The organism is Methylobrevis albus (genome assembly GCF_015904235.1).
Classification (GTDB): Bacteria; Pseudomonadota; Alphaproteobacteria; order Rhizobiales; family Pleomorphomonadaceae; genus Methylobrevis_A; species Methylobrevis_A albus.
Genome location: NZ_JADZLT010000040.1, coordinates 204,930 through 224,347, shown reverse-complemented (window position 1 = coordinate 224,347; position 19,418 = coordinate 204,930). Strand labels below are relative to the sequence as shown.

Annotated in this window: 16 protein-coding genes; 2 read left to right on the top strand and 14 right to left on the bottom strand. The window is 68.8% G+C overall.

The genetic code is table 11. The features are described 5' to 3' along the window. Nucleotides 1–134 precede the first annotated feature (134 nt). From pgi to groES, 5 genes are all read right to left on the bottom strand, one after another. Entirely contained in the window at nt 135–1,775 is a 1,641-nt protein-coding gene (gene pgi, locus I5731_RS03105; RefSeq protein ID WP_197309900.1) for a glucose-6-phosphate isomerase, read from the bottom strand. A gap of 367 nt (nt 1,776–2,142) precedes the next feature. Then, nucleotides 2,143–3,024, bottom strand: coding sequence for a dienelactone hydrolase family protein (locus I5731_RS03100; protein WP_197309899.1), 882 nt, complete (start codon nt 3,022–3,024; stop codon nt 2,143–2,145). Nucleotides 3,025–3,716: 692 nt separating this feature from the next. Beyond that, on the bottom strand, nt 3,717–5,054 hold the full coding sequence (locus I5731_RS03095) for a ceramide glucosyltransferase (RefSeq protein ID WP_197309898.1): 1,338 nt from the start codon (nt 5,052–5,054) through the stop codon (nt 3,717–3,719). A gap of 236 nt (nt 5,055–5,290) precedes the next feature. Continuing rightward, the gene (groL, locus tag I5731_RS03090; protein ID WP_197309897.1) at nt 5,291–6,925 is read right to left on the bottom strand and encodes a chaperonin GroEL; all 1,635 of its coding nucleotides are present in this window, start codon (nt 6,923–6,925) and stop codon (nt 5,291–5,293) included. 53 nt (nt 6,926–6,978) lie between these two features. Beyond that, nucleotides 6,979–7,293: a co-chaperone GroES gene (gene groES, locus I5731_RS03085; protein WP_197309896.1), complete on the bottom strand. Its 315-nt coding sequence runs from the start codon at nt 7,291–7,293 to the stop codon at nt 6,979–6,981. A 561-nt stretch (nt 7,294–7,854) separates the two neighbouring features. On the opposite strand from groES, the gene I5731_RS03080 reads away from it, so the two are divergent. Then, nucleotides 7,855–8,865, top strand: a complete 1,011-nt coding sequence (locus I5731_RS03080) for an AraC family transcriptional regulator (RefSeq protein WP_197309895.1) — start codon at nt 7,855–7,857, stop codon at nt 8,863–8,865. 54 nt (nt 8,866–8,919) lie between these two features. Here the strand turns inward: I5731_RS03080 and I5731_RS03075 are convergent, their stop codons facing one another. The 7 genes from I5731_RS03075 to I5731_RS03045 form a co-directional block, all read right to left on the bottom strand. Then, nucleotides 8,920–10,197 (bottom strand): GGDEF domain-containing protein, encoded by a 1,278-nt coding sequence (locus tag I5731_RS03075; RefSeq protein WP_197309894.1) that lies wholly within the window; start codon nt 10,195–10,197, stop codon nt 8,920–8,922. A 105-nt stretch (nt 10,198–10,302) separates the two neighbouring features. Beyond that, nucleotides 10,303–11,295, bottom strand: coding sequence for an ABC transporter ATP-binding protein (locus I5731_RS03070; RefSeq protein ID WP_197309893.1), 993 nt, complete (start codon nt 11,293–11,295; stop codon nt 10,303–10,305). Next, entirely contained in the window at nt 11,292–12,311 is a 1,020-nt protein-coding gene (locus I5731_RS03065) for an ABC transporter ATP-binding protein (RefSeq protein ID WP_197309892.1), read from the bottom strand. Before I5731_RS03065 ends, I5731_RS03070 begins: the two co-directional genes overlap by 4 nt. A 138-nt stretch (nt 12,312–12,449) precedes the next feature. After that, nucleotides 12,450–13,013, bottom strand: a complete 564-nt coding sequence (locus I5731_RS03060) for a YbjN domain-containing protein (RefSeq protein ID WP_197309891.1) — start codon at nt 13,011–13,013, stop codon at nt 12,450–12,452. Between the two features lie 21 nt (nt 13,014–13,034). Further along, a complete protein-coding gene (locus tag I5731_RS03055) occupies nt 13,035–13,949 on the bottom strand; it encodes an ABC transporter permease subunit (RefSeq protein WP_197309890.1) in 915 nt (304 codons plus the stop codon). A gap of 4 nt (nt 13,950–13,953) precedes the next feature. After that, on the bottom strand, nt 13,954–14,964 hold the full coding sequence (locus I5731_RS03050; RefSeq protein ID WP_197309889.1) for an ABC transporter permease subunit: 1,011 nt from the start codon (nt 14,962–14,964) through the stop codon (nt 13,954–13,956). Between the two features lie 328 nt (nt 14,965–15,292). After that, complete coding sequence (locus I5731_RS03045) at nt 15,293–16,897, bottom strand: ABC transporter substrate-binding protein (protein WP_197309888.1); 1,605 nt, start codon at nt 16,895–16,897, stop codon at nt 15,293–15,295. A 495-nt stretch (nt 16,898–17,392) separates the two neighbouring features. Between I5731_RS03045 and I5731_RS03040 the strand changes: the two genes are divergently transcribed. After that, nucleotides 17,393–18,001 (top strand): DedA family protein, encoded by a 609-nt coding sequence (locus I5731_RS03040; protein WP_197309887.1) that lies wholly within the window; start codon nt 17,393–17,395, stop codon nt 17,999–18,001. Between the two features lie 320 nt (nt 18,002–18,321). Here I5731_RS03040 and I5731_RS03035 read toward each other — a convergent pair whose 3' ends face one another. Further along, nucleotides 18,322–18,993 (bottom strand): GntR family transcriptional regulator, encoded by a 672-nt coding sequence (locus I5731_RS03035; RefSeq protein WP_197309886.1) that lies wholly within the window; start codon nt 18,991–18,993, stop codon nt 18,322–18,324. Then, nucleotides 18,990–19,388: an oxalurate catabolism protein HpxZ gene (gene hpxZ, locus I5731_RS03030; RefSeq protein ID WP_197309885.1), complete on the bottom strand. Its 399-nt coding sequence runs from the start codon at nt 19,386–19,388 to the stop codon at nt 18,990–18,992. Before hpxZ ends, I5731_RS03035 begins: the two co-directional genes overlap by 4 nt. Nucleotides 19,389–19,418 lie beyond the last annotated feature (30 nt).

Sequence of the window (19,418 nt, the reverse complement as noted above, 5' to 3'; positions counted from 1 at the left end):
GCCGCCCCGGAAAAACCCCGGCACGGCGCCGGGGCGGAAGAGGTCAAGCCGGCGGATCGTCGCAGGGGCGGACGATCACGCCGAGGCCCCGGCCGGCAGATCCGCGGGGAGCGGGCCGCCGGGCCGGGGAAGGATCAGCCCCGGAGCGCGTGGAACGCTGCGACGAGGCCGCGGGTGGACGCATCCTGGTCGGCGCCGGGCTCGCGGGCGCCGGCAACCGCCGGCAACAGCGCGCTCGCCAGTTGCTTGCCGAGTTCCACGCCCCACTGGTCGAACGAGTTGATGCCCCAGATCACGCCCTGCACGAACACCTTGTGCTCGTAGAGCGCGATCAGCCGGCCGAGGGTGGCCGGATCGAGCGTCCGGTAGAGGATCGTGTTGGTCGGCCGGTTGCCGGGGAACACCTTGTGGGGCGCCAGCGCTGCGATCTCCTCCGCCGGCAGCTTTGCGGCCTCGAGCTCCGCCGTCGCCTCCGCCAGCGTCTTGCCCTTCATCAGCGCCTCGGTCTGGGCGAAGCAGTTGGCGACGAGCTTGGCGTGATGGTCCGACAGTTCCTCGTGCGGCACGGCGGCGAGCAGGAAATCCGCCGGGATCACGTCGGTGCCCTGGTGGATCAGCTGGTAGAAGGCGTGCTGGCCGTTGGTGCCCGGCTCGCCCCAGACGATCGGCCCGGTCGAGGTCGCGACCGGCGTGCCGTCGAGGGTGACGCCCTTGCCGTTCGATTCCATGTCGAGCTGCTGCAGGTAGGCCGGAAACCGCGACAGGCGCTGGTCGTAGGGCAGCACCGCATGGGTCGGGAAACCCCAGACGTTGCGGTACCAGATACCGAGCAGCGCCAGGATCACCGGCATGTTCTCGCCGAGCGGTGCCTCGACGAAGTGCCGGTCCATCTCGGCAGCGCCGTCGAGCAGCGCCTCGAAGTTCTCGAAGCCGACGGCGATCGCCACCGGCAGGCCGATCGCGCCCCAGACCGAATAGCGTCCGCCGACCCAGTCCCAGAAGCCGAACACTCGGTCGAGCCCGATGCCGAACTCCGACACCCGGTCGAGCGCCGTCGACACCGCGCAGAAATGCGCCCCCACCGCCGCCTCGCCGAGCGCGCCGCTGATCCAGTCGCGCGCGGTCTGCGCGTTGGTCATGGTCTCGGTGGTGGTGAAGGTCTTCGAGGCGACGATGAAGAGGGTCTTGCGCGGGTCGAGGTGCTTCAACGTGTCGGCGATATGGGCGCCGTCGACGTTGGAGACGTAGTGCATCCGCGGACCGCCGCCGGCGAACGGCGCCAGCGCCAGCGTCACCATGTAGGGGCCGAGGTCGGAGCCGCCGATGCCGATGTTGACGACGTCGGTGAACTTGTGCCCCGCCGAGCCGACGATGCCGCCGTCGCGCACCGCATCGACGAAGGCTTCCATCCGGGCGAGCACGTCGGACACGTCCGGCATCACGTTCCGGTCGTCGACGAGCACGGTGTCGCCCGCGCGCCGCCGCAGCGCCGTGTGCAGCACGGCCCGCTTCTCGGTGATGTTGATCGCCTCGCCGGCGAACATCGCATCGCGCCGCGCCGCGACCCCGGCTTCTTCGGCGAGGGCAACGAGCGCCGCCATCGTCTCGGCGGTGATGCGGTTCTTGGAATAGTCGAGCAGCATGTCGCCGAGACCGACCTGGAACGCCGCAAAGCGGCCGGCGTCGTCGGCGAACATCTGTCGCATCGTCTGCCCGGAGATCGCGTCCCTGTGCGCGATCAGCCCCGGCAGGGCAGCCTCGAGTGCGCTCGGCATTTTTTGGTTCTCTCCGACCGTCCCTGCAAACGCGCGGGATCATAGGCAGGAGATCAAAAACGCGCCAGCTTTTTTGATCGATGCCTGCAACTTTGTGCAAGAGGTGGAGGGAAATTCAGGGAGCTGCCGGGATTTGTGGAAAGACGGGGGCGGATCTGATCCGTCGTGCCGTGGGGCTTCCCCCTCCCTGTCCCTCCCCCGCTTCGCAGGAGAGGGGACGCAGGAGGTTAGGGCGCCTCGGTCATCAGCGCCTCGCTTCGGCGCAGCCTTCGCGTTACGAAAGCCCTCTCGCCCATCGTCCCCTCTCCTGCGAAGCGGGGGAGGGACAGGGAGGGGGGAAGCCCCACGGCACAGCCCCCCAGCGCCCCTACCCCGCCAGCGCCGACTTCAAGAACGCCGACGTCCGCTCCCACGCCAGTCCGGCCGCCGCCGCGTCGTAGCGCGCCGCCGAGGTGTCGTTGTTGAAGGCGTGGTTGGCGCCCTCGTAGACGTGGATTTCGTAGGTGACGCCTGCCGCCTTCAGCGCCGCCTCGTAGTCCGGGATGCCGGCGTTGATGCGCTCGTCGAGCCCCGCATAATGCAGCAGCATCCGCGCCTTGATGTTCGGCACCGCCTGCGCGTCGGGGGTCCGGCCGTAGTAGGCGACGCCGGCGCCGAGGTCGGGATCGGCGGTGGCGAGCTGGTTCACCATCGCGCCGCCCCAGCAGAAGCCGATCGCCCCGACCTTGCCCGTCGTCGCCTCGTGCCCGGCGAGGAAGCCGACGGTGGCGACCGCGTTCGAGACGGTCACCACCGGGTCGAGCGCGCCGATCATCTCGCGCGCCCGGTCCTCGTCGGCGGGCGTGCCGCCGGCCGGCGCCAGGAAATCGGGGGCGAGCGCGACGAAGCCCTCGAGCGCCATGCGGCGGGCGACGTCCTGGATATGGCCGTTGAGGCCGCGATTCTCGTGGATGACGATGACGCCGGGCAGCTTGTCGGTGACGCCGGCCGGGCGCACCAGATAGCCGCTCATCTCGCCGCCCTCGCCGGCCCAGCGCACGGTCTCGGTGACGACGCGCGCGTCGTCCTCGGCGATCACCGCCGCGCGCGCCTTGCTGGCTTCCAGCAGCGGCACGATCGCCGCGGCCGCCGCGCCGGAGCCGGCAGCGCGCGTCAGCTTCTCGAGGAAGCCGCGCCGGTCGAGCGTCAGGTGGGTGTACTCGTCGTAGAGGCGGATCATCTCCTGGGTGATCTGGACGCGCTCGGCCATGCTGGTCTCCTCCTCCGCTCGTTGGACACGGCCATGCCTCAGCGGCGGCCGGGGGCGGGACGACGGAGAGTATAGGCCGCAAGGCCGGCCCTGCCCCGCCGCATCACGGCGTTGTGAGATTCGGGACATCGCTCGACGGAGAGATCCGCCACCTGCAGGCGGGCCTCAACACTGCTCCGGCTATTCAGCCTTCGGCTTTGGACCGACTTCATAGACTATGCCCACACGCCTGCCGGCGAACCCCGGGGGTGGAGGAGCCACTTTCCCGCCATCTCTCACGGCCTGGAGAACCATGCCCGCGTACATCGCGGACATCTCCGACCTGGTGATCTCCAAATCATAGATACTGCCGTCCGGGGCAACTTTCAGTTCGAGATTCACGAGCCGCAGGTCTTTCCGGTTTGATGCGGAACCGATTGTTGAATTTGAAGCTATCTTTGTGAAGTGAGCTTGCAGAACTTGCCGATAGTCTCCGTCCACCCCCGTGGCGGGTGCGTGTCGGCACGACGCCATGATCAGCATGACGCCGAGGCCTAGAAACCGCGTCACTCGCCCGCGCGCCGTTGAAGAAATGATCATCGTGAACAGGTCTCGGATCGCATCCGCCCGAATGTTCTGGGCGTCGACAGGGTAGCCTGAGAACTCGTCGCGACACCATCGCAGCCACCGGCGGGCGACCACCCGCCGCGCGTTCAATCCGGCCGCTTGCGCCCGCTGCGGCTCATCGCGGCGCGCAGGCTCTGGCGCCAGGAGCGGGCCGAGACGCCGGCGCCGGTTCGCGGCCCGCGCCGCCACACCGCCGAGACGGCACGGCTCTGGCGCAGGCTGCGCCAGCCGGGGCCGGGGCCGGCGCCGAGCGCGCCCTCGCCGGCGGTGCCGGCCATCGCCGTGGCCGGCGCGCTGCTGAGAATCACCATGTTGCGCATGTCCATGGCGTTGCCGCGCCAGTTGAAGCCGTTGCCGCCGAGCGCAGCGAACCACAGCACCGGCAGGCTGGCGTCACGCACGATCCAGGCGGCGAGCGCCTTCGGCGACACCGGCCAGCCGAGCCGCAGCGCCAGCACCACCTCGGCGCCGTACCAGAGCACGGCGAAGCCGGCCGCCGCGACGGCCGGGATCACGCCGAGCACCGCGAGCGCCACGGCGCCGAGCACCGGCAGGAAGCCGCCGGCCAGCACCTCGGGCGCGAAGAACAGCGGGAACGACATCCGGCGCAGGCGCGCCCAGCGCAGCTGCCGGTTCCAGACTTCCGCGAGGCTGCGCTTGCCGAGCGGCTGCGGGAACGGCCGCCGCACCAGCCGCACCTTCAGGCCCGCGCCGCGCACCACCTTGGTCGAGGCCGCGTCTTCGGCGGCCTCGGAGGCGAGCTGGGCGATGCCGCCGGCGCGGTCGAGGTCGGCCTTGCGCCAGAGCATGGTCTTGCCCTGGGCGAAGCCGATGCCGACGGCGTCGGCCGCGAGCTGCCAGCGGCCCTGGAAGCTGTTGAGGAAGGCGCATTCGATCTCGGCGCAGAAGCCGTCCGGCCGGCTGCCGACGGGGGGCGAGCAGACGAGACCGGTGTCGGGCATCCAGGCGGCGAAGAGCTGCGCGAGGTAGTCGCGCGGCATCAGCACGTTGCTGTCGGCCATCACTACGAACTCGTGCCGCGCGTCGGCCCAACCCTTGACGAGGTTGTTGAGCTTCGGATTGACGCTGATGCGGTCGTCGCCGACGAGAATGCGGGCGGGCACCGCCGGGTATTCGGCGATCAGTTGCTCGCAGAGCGCGATCACCGGGTCGTCGGCATCGGCGACGCAGAACACCACCTCGTAGGTGTCGTGGTCGAGCTCGAAGGCCGAGCGCAGCGTCTCCTCGAGATGGTTCTCGATGCCGCGGACCGGTCTGAGGATCGTGACCGCCGGCAGCGCGGTGCCGGCCGGGGGCTGCTTCGCCCGGACGACATCGCGGACGAGAACCGCGAGGATGCCGGTGACGTGGACGGTGAGGGCGAACAGGCAGAAGGAGGCGATCAGCAGCGTCACGGTGGTCATCTGTATGACGTCTCGCTCTCGGCGACAGGCGCTATCGATCTGCCGGTCGGCAGATTTCATGCCACATCGCAAATAGGTGCGACGGTTCCGTGACGGAAGGGGTGCAGCGCAACAAGGCGCTTTGGTGGCAACGCGCGTGCGCCGGCCCTGCCGCGGTTGCGGCGGCGCGCTTCGCCCCCCTTACGAAAATGGCGCGGCTTTCGCCGCGCCATCTCGAGGATCGAATTTGCGAACGATCAGAAGTCCATGTCGCCCATGCCGCCGCCCGGCATCGCCGGCGCTGCCGCCTTCTTGGGCTTCTCGGCCACCATTGCCTCGGTGGTGATCAGCAGGCCGGCGACGGACGCCGCGTCCTGCAGCGCGGTGCGCACGACCTTGACCGGGTCGATGACGCCGGTCTTCACGAGGTCGCCGTACTCGCCGGTCTGGGCGTTCCAGCCGAAGGTCGGCTCGGCCGATTCGAGGATCTTGCCGACGACGATGGAGCCGTCCGCGCCCGCGTTGATGGCGATCTGACGCGCCGGCGCCTGGATGGCGCGGCGGACGATGTCGACGCCCGTGCGCTGGTCGGCGTTGTCCGGGGCGACGCCGTCGAGCGCCTTCAGCGCGCGCAGCAGCGCGGTGCCACCCCCCGAGACGATGCCCTCTTCGACGGCCGCGCGGGTGGCGTGCAGCGCGTCGTCGACGCGGTCCTTCTTCTCCTTGACCTCGACCTCGGTCGCACCGCCGACGCGGATGACGGCGACGCCGCCCGCGAGCTTGGCGAGGCGCTCCTGCAGCTTCTCACGGTCGTAGTCCGAGGTGGTCTCCTCGATCTGCGCCTTGATCTGCGCGACGCGGGCCTCGACCTCGGCCGAGGAACCGGCGCCGTCGACGACCGTGGTGTCTTCCTTGGTGATCAGGATGCGCTTGGCGCGGCCGAGCATGTCGAGCGTGACGCTCTCGAGCTTGATGCCGATGTCCTCGGAGATCGCGGTGCCGCCGGTGAGAACCGCGATGTCCTGCAGCATCGCCTTGCGGCGATCACCGAAGCCCGGTGCCTTGACGGCCGCGACCTTGAGGCCGCCGCGCAGCTTGTTGACGACGAGCGTGGCGAGCGCCTCGCCCTCGACGTCCTCGGCGATGATGACGAGCGGCTTGCCCGACTGCACCACGGCCTCGAGCACCGGCAGCAGCGCCTGCAGGTTGGAGAGCTTCTTCTCGTGGATCAGGATGTAGGGGTCTTCGAGCTCGACCCGCATCTTCTCCTGGTCGGTGACGAAGTAGGGCGAGAGGTAGCCACGGTCGAACTGCATGCCCTCGACGACTTCAAGCTCGGTCTCGGCGGTCTTCGCCTCCTCGACGGTGATGACGCCCTCGTTGCCGACCTTCTGCATCGCCTCGGCGAGGAAGCGGCCGACTTCGGCGTCGCCGTTGGCGGAGATGGTGCCGACCTGGGCGATCTCGTCGTTGGAGGTGACGTCGCGGGCCTGCGACTTCAGGCTGGCGACGACCTTCTCGACGGCGAGGTCGATGCCGCGCTTCAGGTCCATCGGGTTCATGCCGGCGGCCACCGCCTTGGCGCCTTCCTTGACGATCGCCTGGGCGAGCACGGTCGCCGTGGTGGTGCCGTCACCGGCGAGGTCGTTGGTCTTCGAGGCCACTTCGCGCACCATCTGGGCGCCCATGTTCTCGAACTTGTCCTCGAGCTCGATCTCTTTCGCGACCGTCACGCCGTCCTTGGTAATGCGGGGCGCGCCGAACGACTTCTCGATCACGACGTTGCGGCCCTTGGGGCCGAGGGTGACCTTCACCGCGTTGGCGAGAATGTCGACGCCGCGCAGCATCCGGTCGCGCGCATCGACGCTGAACTTTACTTCCTTGGCAGCCATGACTGCGTCTCCTTGACGGAATTGTCCGAAATTTCAGCTGGGGGCGGCGGCGCTCAGGCGGCCTGCTTCGCGGCGGCGGTGATCTCGATCACGCCGAGGATGTCGCTCTCCTTCATGATCAGGAGCTCCTCGCCGTCGATCTTCACCTCGGTGCCCGACCACTTGCCGAACAGGATGCGGTCGCCGGCGGCGACGCCGAGCGGCACGATCTCGCCCTTGTCGTTGCGGGCGCCGGGGCCGACGGCCACCACTTCGCCCTGCTGCGGCTTCTCCTTGGCGGTATCCGGGATGATGATGCCACCCGCGGTCTTCGCCTCCGCCTCGATGCGGCGCACGACGACGCGGTCGTGAAGGGGCCGAAAAGTCATGGGAACCTCCGTCTGTTGTCTCTTCGCGATTGACAGAAACAGGCGTGACGCCCGCGCTCGGGCCGTCACGCGGGCGTGATCTGGCATTCGGACAAACGGGGCGCAAGAGGGGGCGTGAAAATTTTTGGCACTCGGCGCAAAGAGTGCCAGCGCGTCTGCACCGGCGCTGCGGCTGCGCGCCGGGATCGGCGACCACGGGTGCCCCGCGCAGCAGCTGCCGCGCCCCCGGCACGGCCCGGCGTTGCACCGCACCGCTGATGACACAGCCTGAAACGACAAAAGACGGGCCGGCGAAACCGGCCCGTCTCTCTTGAAGCTGCTTCAAAATCCGGAGGGGGCAGCCCTGGATGAAACAATCAACGAAAGTTCAGAGGTAAATGTATTGCGTAATACGGTGCCGAGCATAGGACCGACCCCGGCCATGAGTCTTGGCACCAGGCGCAACACGGCTTTGCGTGAGGCGCAAAATCGTGGCATCTTTCGCCCCGTTCGCATGCCGAGCGCTTACGAGACGTCGAGACGGCGACATCGCCGCCCGGCGCGCGCGTTCCGGAGGATGCCATGGGCGCTCTTCTCGAGGAGACCGCACCGGAGAGCGCCGATCTCGCGCCCGGCCGGCACACCGCCGTCACCGGCGAAGGCGACGCCGCCGACCGCAGCACCGTCGAGACCTGGCAGAAGCGCTTTGCCGAACTGATCATCCCCTGCGCCGTCCGCCCGACCCGCAGCGGCCGTTTCTCGGCCAATGCCGACGTCGTCGTCGTCGGCGGCGTGCTGGTCGCGCGCTACGTGCTGTCGCCGATGAAGATGGACCGCGGCGAGGACCATCGCCGCGCCACCGACGACAGCCTGACCTTCTCGGTCGCCACCGCCGGCAAGCTCCGCTGCACGCAAGGCGCGCGCACGGCCGAGTTCGGTGCCGGCGAGGCGGTGCTGCTGTCGACCCGCTCGGCCAACACCCTCGAGACGACCGGGGGCGGCTTCATCGGCATCAAGCTGCCGCGCGCGCTGCTGGCGAGCTGTGCGCCGGCGCACGCCGACATCGACTTTTGCCACATCGGCGCCGGCAACCCGGCGCTGCGCAGCCTGCTCGCCTATGTAGACGCCGTGGTGCGCAACGAGGCGGAGATGCCCCAGGTGGTGGCGCAGCTCTTCGCCCGCCACATGACCGACTTCATCGCGGCAACCGTCGGCGCCGACCGCCCGGCCGCCGAGGACGACAGCCGCTCCGCCCGCCGGGCGGTGCGCCGCGCCGCGCTGCAGACCGCGATCGACCTGCACCATGCCGATCCCGATCTCGGCATCGAGCGCTTCGCCGGCATCGTCGGCCTGTCGGCGCGCACCATCCAGGCGCTGTTCGCGGAAGACGAGACCAGCTTCTCCGATCGGCTGCGCGAGACGCGGCTGGAGAAGGCCCGTCAGGCGATCCAGCGCGCGGGATCGCACGCCAGCATCGCGACGATCGCCTTCGAGGTCGGCTTCCGCGACATCTCGACCTTCAACCGCGCCTTCCGCCGTGCCTATGACCGCACGCCGGGCGAGATGCGGGCCGAGGGCGGCTGGAATCACTGAGCCTTCCAGGCCGGACAGTCCGGCACGAACCGGGTCTGCCCAGCGGATCCCGGCTCAACTCGCGCGGCGGGAGACGACCGGCTGGCCGGCGCCGACCATTCCGGTCGCGGCCGCCGTGTCCACCCGCGGCACGGCCGGGGACGACCCCGCGCCCGGCGCCGCCGTCGGTCTTGCCGCCGCCATCTTGCCGATGCTGGAAGCGACGCGGTCGCGGCCCTCGGATTTCGCCGCATAGAGCGCGCGGTCGGCCGCCGCGAACAGCACGCCGAAATCGGCGTCGGGGCCGCATTCCGCAAGGCCGATGCTGACGGTCACCGGCAGCCGGTCGCCGTGATAGACGATCGCCGTCGCCGCGACCGCGGCCCGCAGCCGCTCCGCCACGGCCCGGCCGGTCGCCGGATCGGCCTCGGGCAGGAACACGCCGAACTCCTCGCCGCCGAGGCGGCCGATCAGCGCGTCGGGCGGCAGTTCGCTGCGGGTGATCTCGCAGAAGCGGATCAGCGCGTGGTCGCCGGCGAGATGGCCGAAGCGGTCGTTGATGCGCTTGAAATGGTCGAGATCGGCGAGCAGCAGCACGCCGCCGCGCCGCCGCCGGCGCATCAGCGCCACCGTGGCGTCGACGAAGGCACCGCGGTTGCTGACGCAGGTCAGCGGATCGACGGTCGCCGCGGCGCGCAGCCCCGCCTCCGCCCGCTCCTTCGCCATCACCATGTAGAGATAGCCGATAGCGATGACGTTGATCATCGTCTCGAAGGACAGCACGCCGAACCACGGCGACGCGGGCATGCCCTGCGCGAGGCCGACGGGCTCGAGAATCGCGAGCGGGATGCGCAGCAGGAACGCCAGCCCGTGCAGCAGGTGCAGCAGGATGATGGCGAAGCCGGATCGCAGCGGCTCCTGCCGGTAGCCGCGCCAGGCGTCGAAGGCCGTCATGAAGGAATAGCCGCCGACGATGACCGACAGCACCACGATCCGGGCGGTCACCGACTGGTAGACCGATGGCTCGGCGCAGGCGATCAGCCAGACGATTGTGCCGAACAGCGCCCAGAAGGGCTGCGGCGGCAGCCTGAAGAAGGTGCGCAGCCCGGCCCACAGCACGCCGTAGCCGGTGCAGATCACCGCGTTGGCGACCATGATCGAGGCGACGTCCGGCACCGCGTTCCTGAGCGCCAGCAGGGTGCAGCCGACGGTGCCGAGGCCGTGGGCGAGCGCCCAGAGCGCGTAACTCGTCTCGCTGCGCGACTGCAGCCAGAGCATGCCGAACAGAGTCCCGGCGAGCGCCGTAACGGCGACCGTCACCAGAACGAGTGTCGGAATGTCCAGAAGCTGCATGATCCCCCCGTGGCCTCGAACCTATCAGGTCCATTGCTGACCAAGGGTTAACAGTTCTGTACGGGCGCCGCCCTCCCCCGGGAGGCGGCGCGCGAGCCGCGTCGCTCAGGACGGGATGCGGCCTTCGCGAACGCCGTGGCAGGCGACGGCGAGCGGCGAGCCTTCGATCCGCAGCGCCGGCACTTCACGGCGGCAGCGCTCGTTGGCGAACGGGCAGCGCGGATGGAAGGCGCAGCCGGGCGGCGGCGCCAGCGGCGAGGGGAGCTCGCCTTTCAGCCGGATCCGCTCTTTCCGCGCCGTCGGATCGGCGACCGGCGTCGCCGACAACAGCGCCCGGCTGTAGGGGTGCAGCGGCTCGGCGAAGATGTCGTCCCGCGTCGCGTGCTCGACCGGGCGGCCGAGGTACATCACCAGCACCTCGTCGGCCATGTGGCGAACGACCGAAAGATCATGGCTGATGAAGAGATAGGCGAGGCCGAACTCGGACTGCAGTTCGGTGAGGATGTTGAGCACCTGCGCCTGGATCGAGACGTCGAGCGCCGAGACGGGCTCGTCGAGCACCAGCACCTTCGGCCGCGTCATCAGCGCCCGGGCGATGGCGATCCGCTGGCGCTGGCCGCCGGAGAACATGTGCGGATAGCGGTCGTAATGCTCGGGCCGCAGCCCGACCCGTGTCAGCATCTCGATCGCCGCCGCACGGCGGGTCTCGGCGTTCTGGTCCGTGTTGATGACCAGCGGTTCCTCCAGGATCTGCCCGACGCGCTGGCGCGGATTGAGCGAGCCGTAGGGATCCTGAAACACGATCTGCACCGCAAGGCGCAGGACGCGGGCGCTCTCGCCATGCGCGGCGGTCACGTCCATGCCGTCGACGACGAGGCTGCCGGCGGTCGGGGTCTCGATCATCGTCACGACGCGCGCCAGCGTGGACTTGCCGCAACCCGATTCGCCGACGACGGCCAGCGTGTGGCCGCGCTCCAGCACGAAGGACGCGCCGACGAGCGCCTTCACCTCGGCGGTCTTGCGGAACGGCCCGCGGCCGAGCTGATAGGTCCGGGACAGCTCCCGGGCCTCGATGACGACAGGGGCTGCGGCCGTCATGCGGGCTCCTCGGCGGCATTGGCGATGCGGTTCGGGGCGGGGTGGCCGATCGGTCGGCCCTGCACCAGCGGATAGTGGCAGAGCGCGAAGCCCGCCATTGCCCCCTGCCGGTGCGGCACGCGCTCGCGGCAGCGCTCGGTGGTGTAGCGGCAGCGCGGGCTGAACAGGCAGCCGGACGGGCGGTCGAACTGCCCGGGCACGACACCGGGGATCGACGGCAGCCGCCGCGACGTCGCCCGCTCCGGAAGAGCGGCGAGCAGCGCCGCGGTATAGGGATGGTGCGGGTCGTCGAACAGGCCGGCGACCGGCTGCTCCTCCACCTTCTGGCCGGCGTACTGCACCTGCACCCGCTCGGCCGTCTCGGCGACGACGCCCATGTCGTGCGTGATCAGCACCAGCGCCATGCCCTGCTCACGCTGCAGGTCGACCAGCAGGTCGAGGATCTGCGCCTGGATGGTGACGTCGAGCGCCGTGGTCGGCTCGTCGGCGATCAAAAGCTTCGGCTTGCAGGCGAGCGCCATCGCGATCATCACGCGCTGGCTCATGCCGCCCGAAAGCTGGTGCGGAAACGCCTTCAGCCGCGCTTCGGGCGCCGGGATGCCGACGAGGTCGAGCAGTTCGATCGTGCGCTTGCGCCGCTCCGCCCGGTCGAGGCCGAGGTGCACCTTCAGCGCCTCGCCGATCTGGAAGCCGACCGTGAAGCACGGGTTGAGGCTCGACATCGGCTCCTGGAAAATCATCGCCATGTTCTTGCCGACGATCCGCCGCCGCTGCCGGCCGGAGAGACCGCGCAAATCGGTGCCGTCGAACGACATCCGGTCGGCGGTGACCTTGGCGGTCCACGGCAGGAGGCCCATCAGCGCCAGCATCGACACCGACTTGCCCGATCCCGATTCGCCGACGATGGCGAGGATCTCGCCGCGGTCGCAGGTGAGAGACACCTCGTCGACGGCCTTGAAGCGGCCGTTGACCGTGGCGAACTCGACGGTGAGATTCTCGATCTCAAGCAGGGGCATGGACCACCTCGCCAAGGCTCGGGCTGCGCTGAGGCTGATAAGGCCGGGTGGTCATCGATCCGCTCCGCTGTGCTGTTCGGCCGATGGCCCCGCGACGGGCTGCCGGCCGGTTCTCGGGCGATGGGTGCAGGCGCCGCATCAGATCTTGCGCCATGGATCGCGCGGCTCGCCGTCGATGCCCTCTTCGGCGAACACTTCCCGCTCGAGGTAGCCGCGGAACTCGACCATCGTCTCCGCCCACCAGTCGATTTCCTGCTCGAGCCCGTCCTTGGTGTAACCGGTCCGCAGGTTCAGCGTTCGGTCGAGGCCGATGTACTTCTCCGCCGGCACCGCCCAGGCCCGGCCGAGAAACTTCTCGGCGTTCCACCGGTTGGCGACGCCCATCGCCTCGTCGCTACCCGAATAGGACCAGGAGACGGCGAGGATCGCGACCGGGCAGGCGCGGCCGTCGTCGCAGCCATAGAAGGTGATGGCGTAGTTCAGCGCCTCCGCCCGGGTGTTGATGCGCGGGTTCTCGCCGCTTTCGTTCAGCTGTGCCTTGTAGCCGAAGTCCTGCAGCATGGTCAGGAAGGCGGCGGGGTCGCGCGGGTCCGGCTCGGCCGCGACGCTGGCGGCGCCCACGGCGACCTCCAGCGCGGAAAAGGCGGCGCCGGCGGCGGCCGCCCCCGCGAAGGCCAGCGCCAAATGGAGGAACCTGCGCATCCGCCCTGCTGCAACCATGGCTTAGCTCCGCTTCAGCTTCGGGTCCAGCGCATCGCGCAGGCCGTCGCCCATCACGTTGATCGCGAGCACGGTGATCAGGATGGCAAGGCCCGGGAAGGTCACCACCCACCAGGCGCGGAGAATGAACTCGCGCGATTCCGCCAGCATCGTGCCCCACTCCGGCGTCGGCGGCTGTGCGCCCATGCCGAGGAAGCCGAGCGCGGCGGCCTCGAGGATCGCGTTGGAGAACGACAGCGCCGATTGCACGATCAGCGGCGCCATGCAGTTGGGCAGGATGGTGACGAACATCAGCCGCAGCTTGCCGGCCCCGGCGACCCGCGCCGAGGTGACGTAGTCGCGGCCGCGCTCGTTCATCACCGCCGCCCGGGTCAGCCGCACGTAATGCGGCTGCAGCACCAGCGCGATGGCGATCATCGCGTTGACAAGGCCCGGGCCGAGGATCGCGACCAGCACCAGGGCCAGCAGCAGGCTCGGAAAGGCGAGCACGATGTCCATGACGCGCATGATCACCGTGTCGACGATGCCGCCGAAGAAGCCGGCGAGCAGACCGAGCGAGATGCCGCCGATCAGTGCGATCGAGACGACGACGAAGCCGATGAACAGCGAATAGCGCGCGCCGAAGATCAGCCGCGAGAGCATGTCGCGGCCGATCGGGTCGGTACCGAGCAGGAAGCGCCAGTCGCCACCCTCCTGCCAGACGGGCGGCGTCAGCAACGCGTCGCGGAACTGCTCGTTCGGCGCATGCGGCGCCACCAGCGGCGCCGCGGCGGCGATGACGAGCAGCAGCACGAAGATCGCAAGGCCCGCGACGGCACCGCGGTTCTCGGAGAAATAGCGCCAGAACTCGCGCAGCGGCGACGGCCGGGCGAAGACGGCCGGGGCGGTGGCGGGCCGAGTGGACTCGATGTCGGTCATGGCCTCACCTCCTGTGCCGGATGCGCGGATTGATGAGGCCGTAGAGCAGGTCGACCGTGAGATTGACGATCATCACCACGATCGCGATCATCACCAGCCCGCCCTGCACGGCCTGATAGTCGCGCCGCGAGATGGAATCGATCATCCACTTGCCGATGCCGGGCCAGGAAAAGATCGTCTCGGTCAGGATCGCCCCGGCGAGCAGCACGCCGACCTGCAGGCCGATCGTGGTGATCACCGGGATCAGCGCATTGCGCAGCGCATGGCCGCCGACGACGCGCAGCGGCGACAGCCCCTTGGCCCGCGCCGTGCGGATGTAGTCCTCGCCGAGCACTTCCAGCATCGCCGAGCGCGTCTGGCGCGCGATCACCGCGAGCGGGATGGTGCCGAGCACGATGGTCGGCAGGATCAGGTGCTGCACCGCCGAGTTGAACGCGCCGCGCTGGCCCGAGATCAGGCTGTCGATCAGCATGAAGCCGGTCACGGGCGGGAAGAAGTAGAGCAGCGAGATCCGCCCCGACACCGGCGTCCACTGCAGCCAGCCGGAAAACACGATGATCAGCAGCAGCGCCCACCAGAAGATCGGCATCGAATAGCCGACGAGGGCCGTCGACATCACGAGATGGTCGGGCGCCTTGCCGCGCTTCACGGCGGCGATCACGCCGGCCGGGATGCCGAGCACGACGGCGAAGATGATCGCGGCGAGCGACAGTTCCAGCGTCGCCGGAAACAGCGTGAAGAACTCGTCCCACACCGGCCGCTTGGTCGAGAACGAGACGCCGAGATCGCCGGAGAGCAGGTTGCCGAGATAGGCGAAGTACTGCTCGTACAGCGGCCGGTCGAAACCGAGGCGGGTGGCGAGCTCCGCATAGCGTTCCGGCGTGATGCCGCGCTCGCCGGCGAGCAGCAGGATCGGATCGCCGGGCAGCAGGCGGATGAAGAAGAAGGCCGCCAGCGTCACGCCGATGAAGGTCGGTATGAGCAGCAGGACGCGCCTCAGCAGGAAGGCCAGCATCTTTGATCACTTTGCTGTCGCGAGCGACATGCGGAGCCCGGCACGGGCCGTCGGCTTTCGTCCACCGGGCCCTTCCCGGGGTCCGGCGGACCGCAGGACGCGGGGGATGCCATTTCCAGCAACGGAAAAAGCGGTCGGCTCAGCGGTGACCCGCGGTCATCCCGCCGTGGCCGTCGCCCGACCACGCTCGGGAGATGACCGGACGTTCCGGCCTCGCGCGGGGGAAGACGGCGCCACCACCGGCCGGCCCATGGACAGGCTCCTGACGGAGGAAGGGGGCGCGGCGATGCCGCGTCCCCTCCCCGCCGTCAGATCGTCTCGCCTGGGCTTACTCGGCGACGTCGACACCGTCGAAGCGGTGCGAGCCGAGCGGGTCCATGACGTAGCCCGAAACCTTGGGCGACAGCGCCATGAACACCGTCGAGTGGGCGATCGTCGCCCACGGCGCCTGGGTCTTGAACTCGATCTGGGCCTGCTCGTAGAGCGCGGTGCGCTCGGCGACGTCGGCCGTGACCTTCGCCTTCTGGATCAGGTCTTCGAACGGCTGGTAGCACCAGTTGGCGCGGTTCGAGCCGCCGACGCCGGCACAGCCGAGCAGCACGGCGAGGAAGTTGTCCGGATCGCCGTTGTCACCGGTCCAGCCCAGCAGCACGGCGCCGTCGCGGGCCTTGTCCTGGCTGAGCTTCAGGTATTCGCCCCACTCGTAGGAGACGATCTCGACCTCGACGCCGACCTTCGAGAAGTCGGCCTGGATCAGTTCGGCCATGCGGCGGGCGTTCGGGTTGTAGGGGCGCTGCACCGGCATCGCCCAGACCTTCATCTTGAGCCCGGAAACGCCGGCGGCCTCGAGTTCGGCCTTGGCGGCTTCGGGATCATAGGGGTCGTCGACGGTGGCGTCGTTGTAGCTCCACATCGTCGGCGGGATCGGGTTCTTGGCCGCCTGGCCGGAGCCCTGGAACACCGCCTCGAGGATGGCGTCCTTGTTGATCGCTTTGTTCAGCGCCTTGCGGACTTCCGGCTTGTCGAACGGCGGCTGCAGCGCGTTGTAGGCGAGGAAGCCGATGTTGAGGCCGGGCTGTTCCATCAGGTTGACGTCGGCGTCGGTCTTCAGCGCCGCGATGTCGGCCGGGTTCGGATAGGGCACCACATGGCACTCACCCGACTTCAGCTTCTGCTGGCGGACCGAGGCGTCGGTGGTGATCGCGAACACGAGGTCGTCGATCGGCTGCTTGCCGCCCCAGTAGTCGGCGTGCGCCTGATAGCGGATCACCGCGTCCTTCTGGTAGGCGAGGAACTTGAACGGGCCGGTGCCGACGGGCGCCTGGTTGAGGTCGGCCCGCTTGTCGTCGGCGGCGAGCTTGTCGGCATATTCCTTCGAGACGATCGAGGCGAAGTCCATCGCGAGGTTGGCGATGAACGGCGCTTCGGGCCGCGACAGCACGAACTTCACGGTCAGGTCGTCGACCTTGACGATCTCCGTGATCAGGGTGCCCATCTCCATGCCGTCGAAATATTCCCATGCGCCGCCGGCGTAGGAATACCAGGGGTCATCCTTCTTCATCTGCCGTTCGAACGAGAAGATCACGTCGTCGGCGTTGAGATCGCGCGACGGGGTGAAGAAGTCGGTGGTGTGGACCTTGACGCCCGGACGCAGCTTGAAGGTGTACTCGAGACCGTTGTCCGAGACTTCCCAGCTCTCCGCGAGGCCGGGGACGATGTCGGTCGAGCCCTTCGCGAACTCGACGAGGCGGTTGTAGACGGTCTTCGCCGAGGCATCGAAGGTCGTGCCGGCGGTATAGGGCGCCGGATCGAAGCCCTCCGGGCTGCCTTCCGAGCAATAGATCAGGGTCTTGGCCTGGCTGGCCGCGGTGAAGCCGGCGGTCAGGCCGGCGGCGAGCACGGTCGCCGCCAAGAGACGGGAAATGAGCTGCATGGAATCGCATCCCCTGTTGCCGGCTCTGAGATGCCGGGCTTAATGCGTTAGGAGTTCAGCCGGGCGATCGTTTCGTTCGCTTTCGTTCTTCGACTGGACTTGGCGCCATCCGATCCGACCCCGGCGCCGAGATCAAGCCTGAATCTCCACCGCTTGGACAAAAATTCAGCAGCCATTGCTTTGCAGCGCCACGCGCTGCGACGATAGTGAGGTATGATCACTTTCGTTGCCGTGATCTTCGCCAAAAATCGGCCGTACGGCGACAAATCCACGAAAAGCATGCCGATCGCTAGCGAATAGAGCGGAAGCCGCGCCGAAGGACGCGTACGGAAACGAAACCGGTTTCGAAGCCGTGTCGTCGATCGGGTGATCCGAAATCGTCACCGTCCGGGCCAACTTCGCCGTTAAGGACCTCTTTGTACGCATGTGCGAAAAGCGAAGCGGGGACCGCTGCGGCGGACGCCGGACGAGGGTTGCGCAGAGGGAGCCGCAAGCGTGTTCGAATGGGTCGTCGGCATCGTCGAGAGCATGGGCTATCTCGGCATTTTCCTTCTGATGTTCATCGAGAACGTGTTCCCACCGATCCCGTCGGAAGTGATCATGCCGCTCGCCGGCTTCGCCGCCGCGCGCGGCGAGCTCGAGCTCTGGCTGGTGATTCTGTCGGGCACGCTCGGTTCGATCGCCGGCGCCTGGTTCTGGTATTTCATCGGCCTCTGGTTCGGCCGCAAGCGCTGCGAATGGATCATCGACCGCTATGGCCGCTGGCTGACGCTGTCGCGCGAGGATTTCGACAAGGCCTATGACTGGTTCCACTGGCGCGCCGGCTGGGCCGTCGGCCTCGGCCGCATGCTGCCGACGATCCGCACGCTGATCTCGGTGCCGGCCGGCGTCGCCCGCATGCCGCAGCTCGCCTTCCTCGCCTGGACCAGCCTCGGCACCATCGGCTGGACCGCCCTGCTCGCCTATGCCGGCGTCATCCTCGAAAGCCACTACGACGCCGTCGAGAGCTACATCGACCCGCTGTCGAAGGGCGTCATCGCGGTGGTGGTGATCGTCTACGTCTACCGCCTCGTCACCTTCAAGCCGTCGCCGCGCCGGCCTTAAGGCGGGCGCGGAGCATCGGCTGCGCCAAAGCGCAGCGTTGCCGACGCCGCGGCTTTTCCCTCGCCCTTCGAGACAGGCGCTTCGCGCCTTCCTCAGGATGAGGGAAAAGGACAAATGCCTGACCTGAAATAAGAATCCCCCCGGGGGCTTCATCCTGAGGAGGCCCGGAACGGCCGTCTCGAAGGACGAGGCTGGGCGCGCCGGCCGACGAATTTTGCCCGAGCGGTCGCATCCCGCTGGACGGGGCTTGGCGAAGGCCGCGACCGCAGCGATGCCGGAGCCCGCCCCGAAGCGCCGGCAAGCCCCACCGTCCCTCCCCCTCAATGCCCGTCGACATACTCGTCGACCGAGGTCTTCACTGTGCCGATGTGCTCGCGCATCGCCTGCGAGGCCCCGTCGCGGTCGCCGCGCAGGATCGCCTGCACCACCCGGTCGTGTTCGGAGTAGGAGCGCGCGAGGCGGCCGAGGTTGCGGAACTGGGCGCGGCGGAACGGCTGCAGCCTGAGCCGGGTCGCCAGCGTCAGCTCGGCGATGTGGCCGTTGTGGGCGCCGAGGTAGACGGCGTTGTGGAACGCCTCGTTGAGCTCGTGATAGCGCTGCGGATCGCCCGAGCGCACCAGTTCGCCCAGCGCGTCGTGCACCCGTTCGAGCTCGCGCCGCTCGTTCGCCAGCATCCGGATCGCCGCAAGGCCGGCGCAGACCGCCTCGAGCTCGGCCATCGCCGTGAACAGCTCCTCGAGCTTTTCCGGCGAGAGCCGCGCCACCACCGCGCCGCGGTGCGGCCGCACCTCGATTAGCCCGCTGGCAGAAAGCTGGCGCAGCGCCTCGCGTACCGGCGTGCGCGACACGCCGTAGCGCGCCGCGATGCGCACCTCGTCGAGCGGCGTGCCCGGCGGCAGGTCGCCGCGCAGGATCTCGTCGGCGAGCTGCAGCCGGAGGTCTTCCGTCCGGGTGCGGCGGCCGTCCTCGGCCGGCTTGACGAGACCCATCATGACGTGGCCGCCGCCGGATCGGCGATGACGCTGACATGGGCGGCGGCGACCTTCCAGCCGTCCGCCGTCCGCACCCAGCTCTGCATCTGCCGGCCGACCTTGCCCGGCGCGCTGTCGCGGTAGAACAGCGTCGAGGCGATGGCGAAGTCGGTGCCGTAGGTGGTGATCACGGTGCGGTCGATCCGCCGCTCCAGCCCCGCCGACGGACGGCCGGCCCGGAACGCCGCGATCTCGGCATAGCCGTAGAGGTTCTCACCCCCGCCGTAGCGGATCGTCGTCGGGGCGTCGAGGAACAGCCGGTCGAGGGCCTCGACGTCGTTGGTGGTGAGCGCCCGCTCATAGTCGGCGAACACCGCCTCGACCTCCGCCTTGACGTCCGCCAGGTCGATCTCCATGCCCCCGGTCCCATCCCCGTGTTCCAGGAT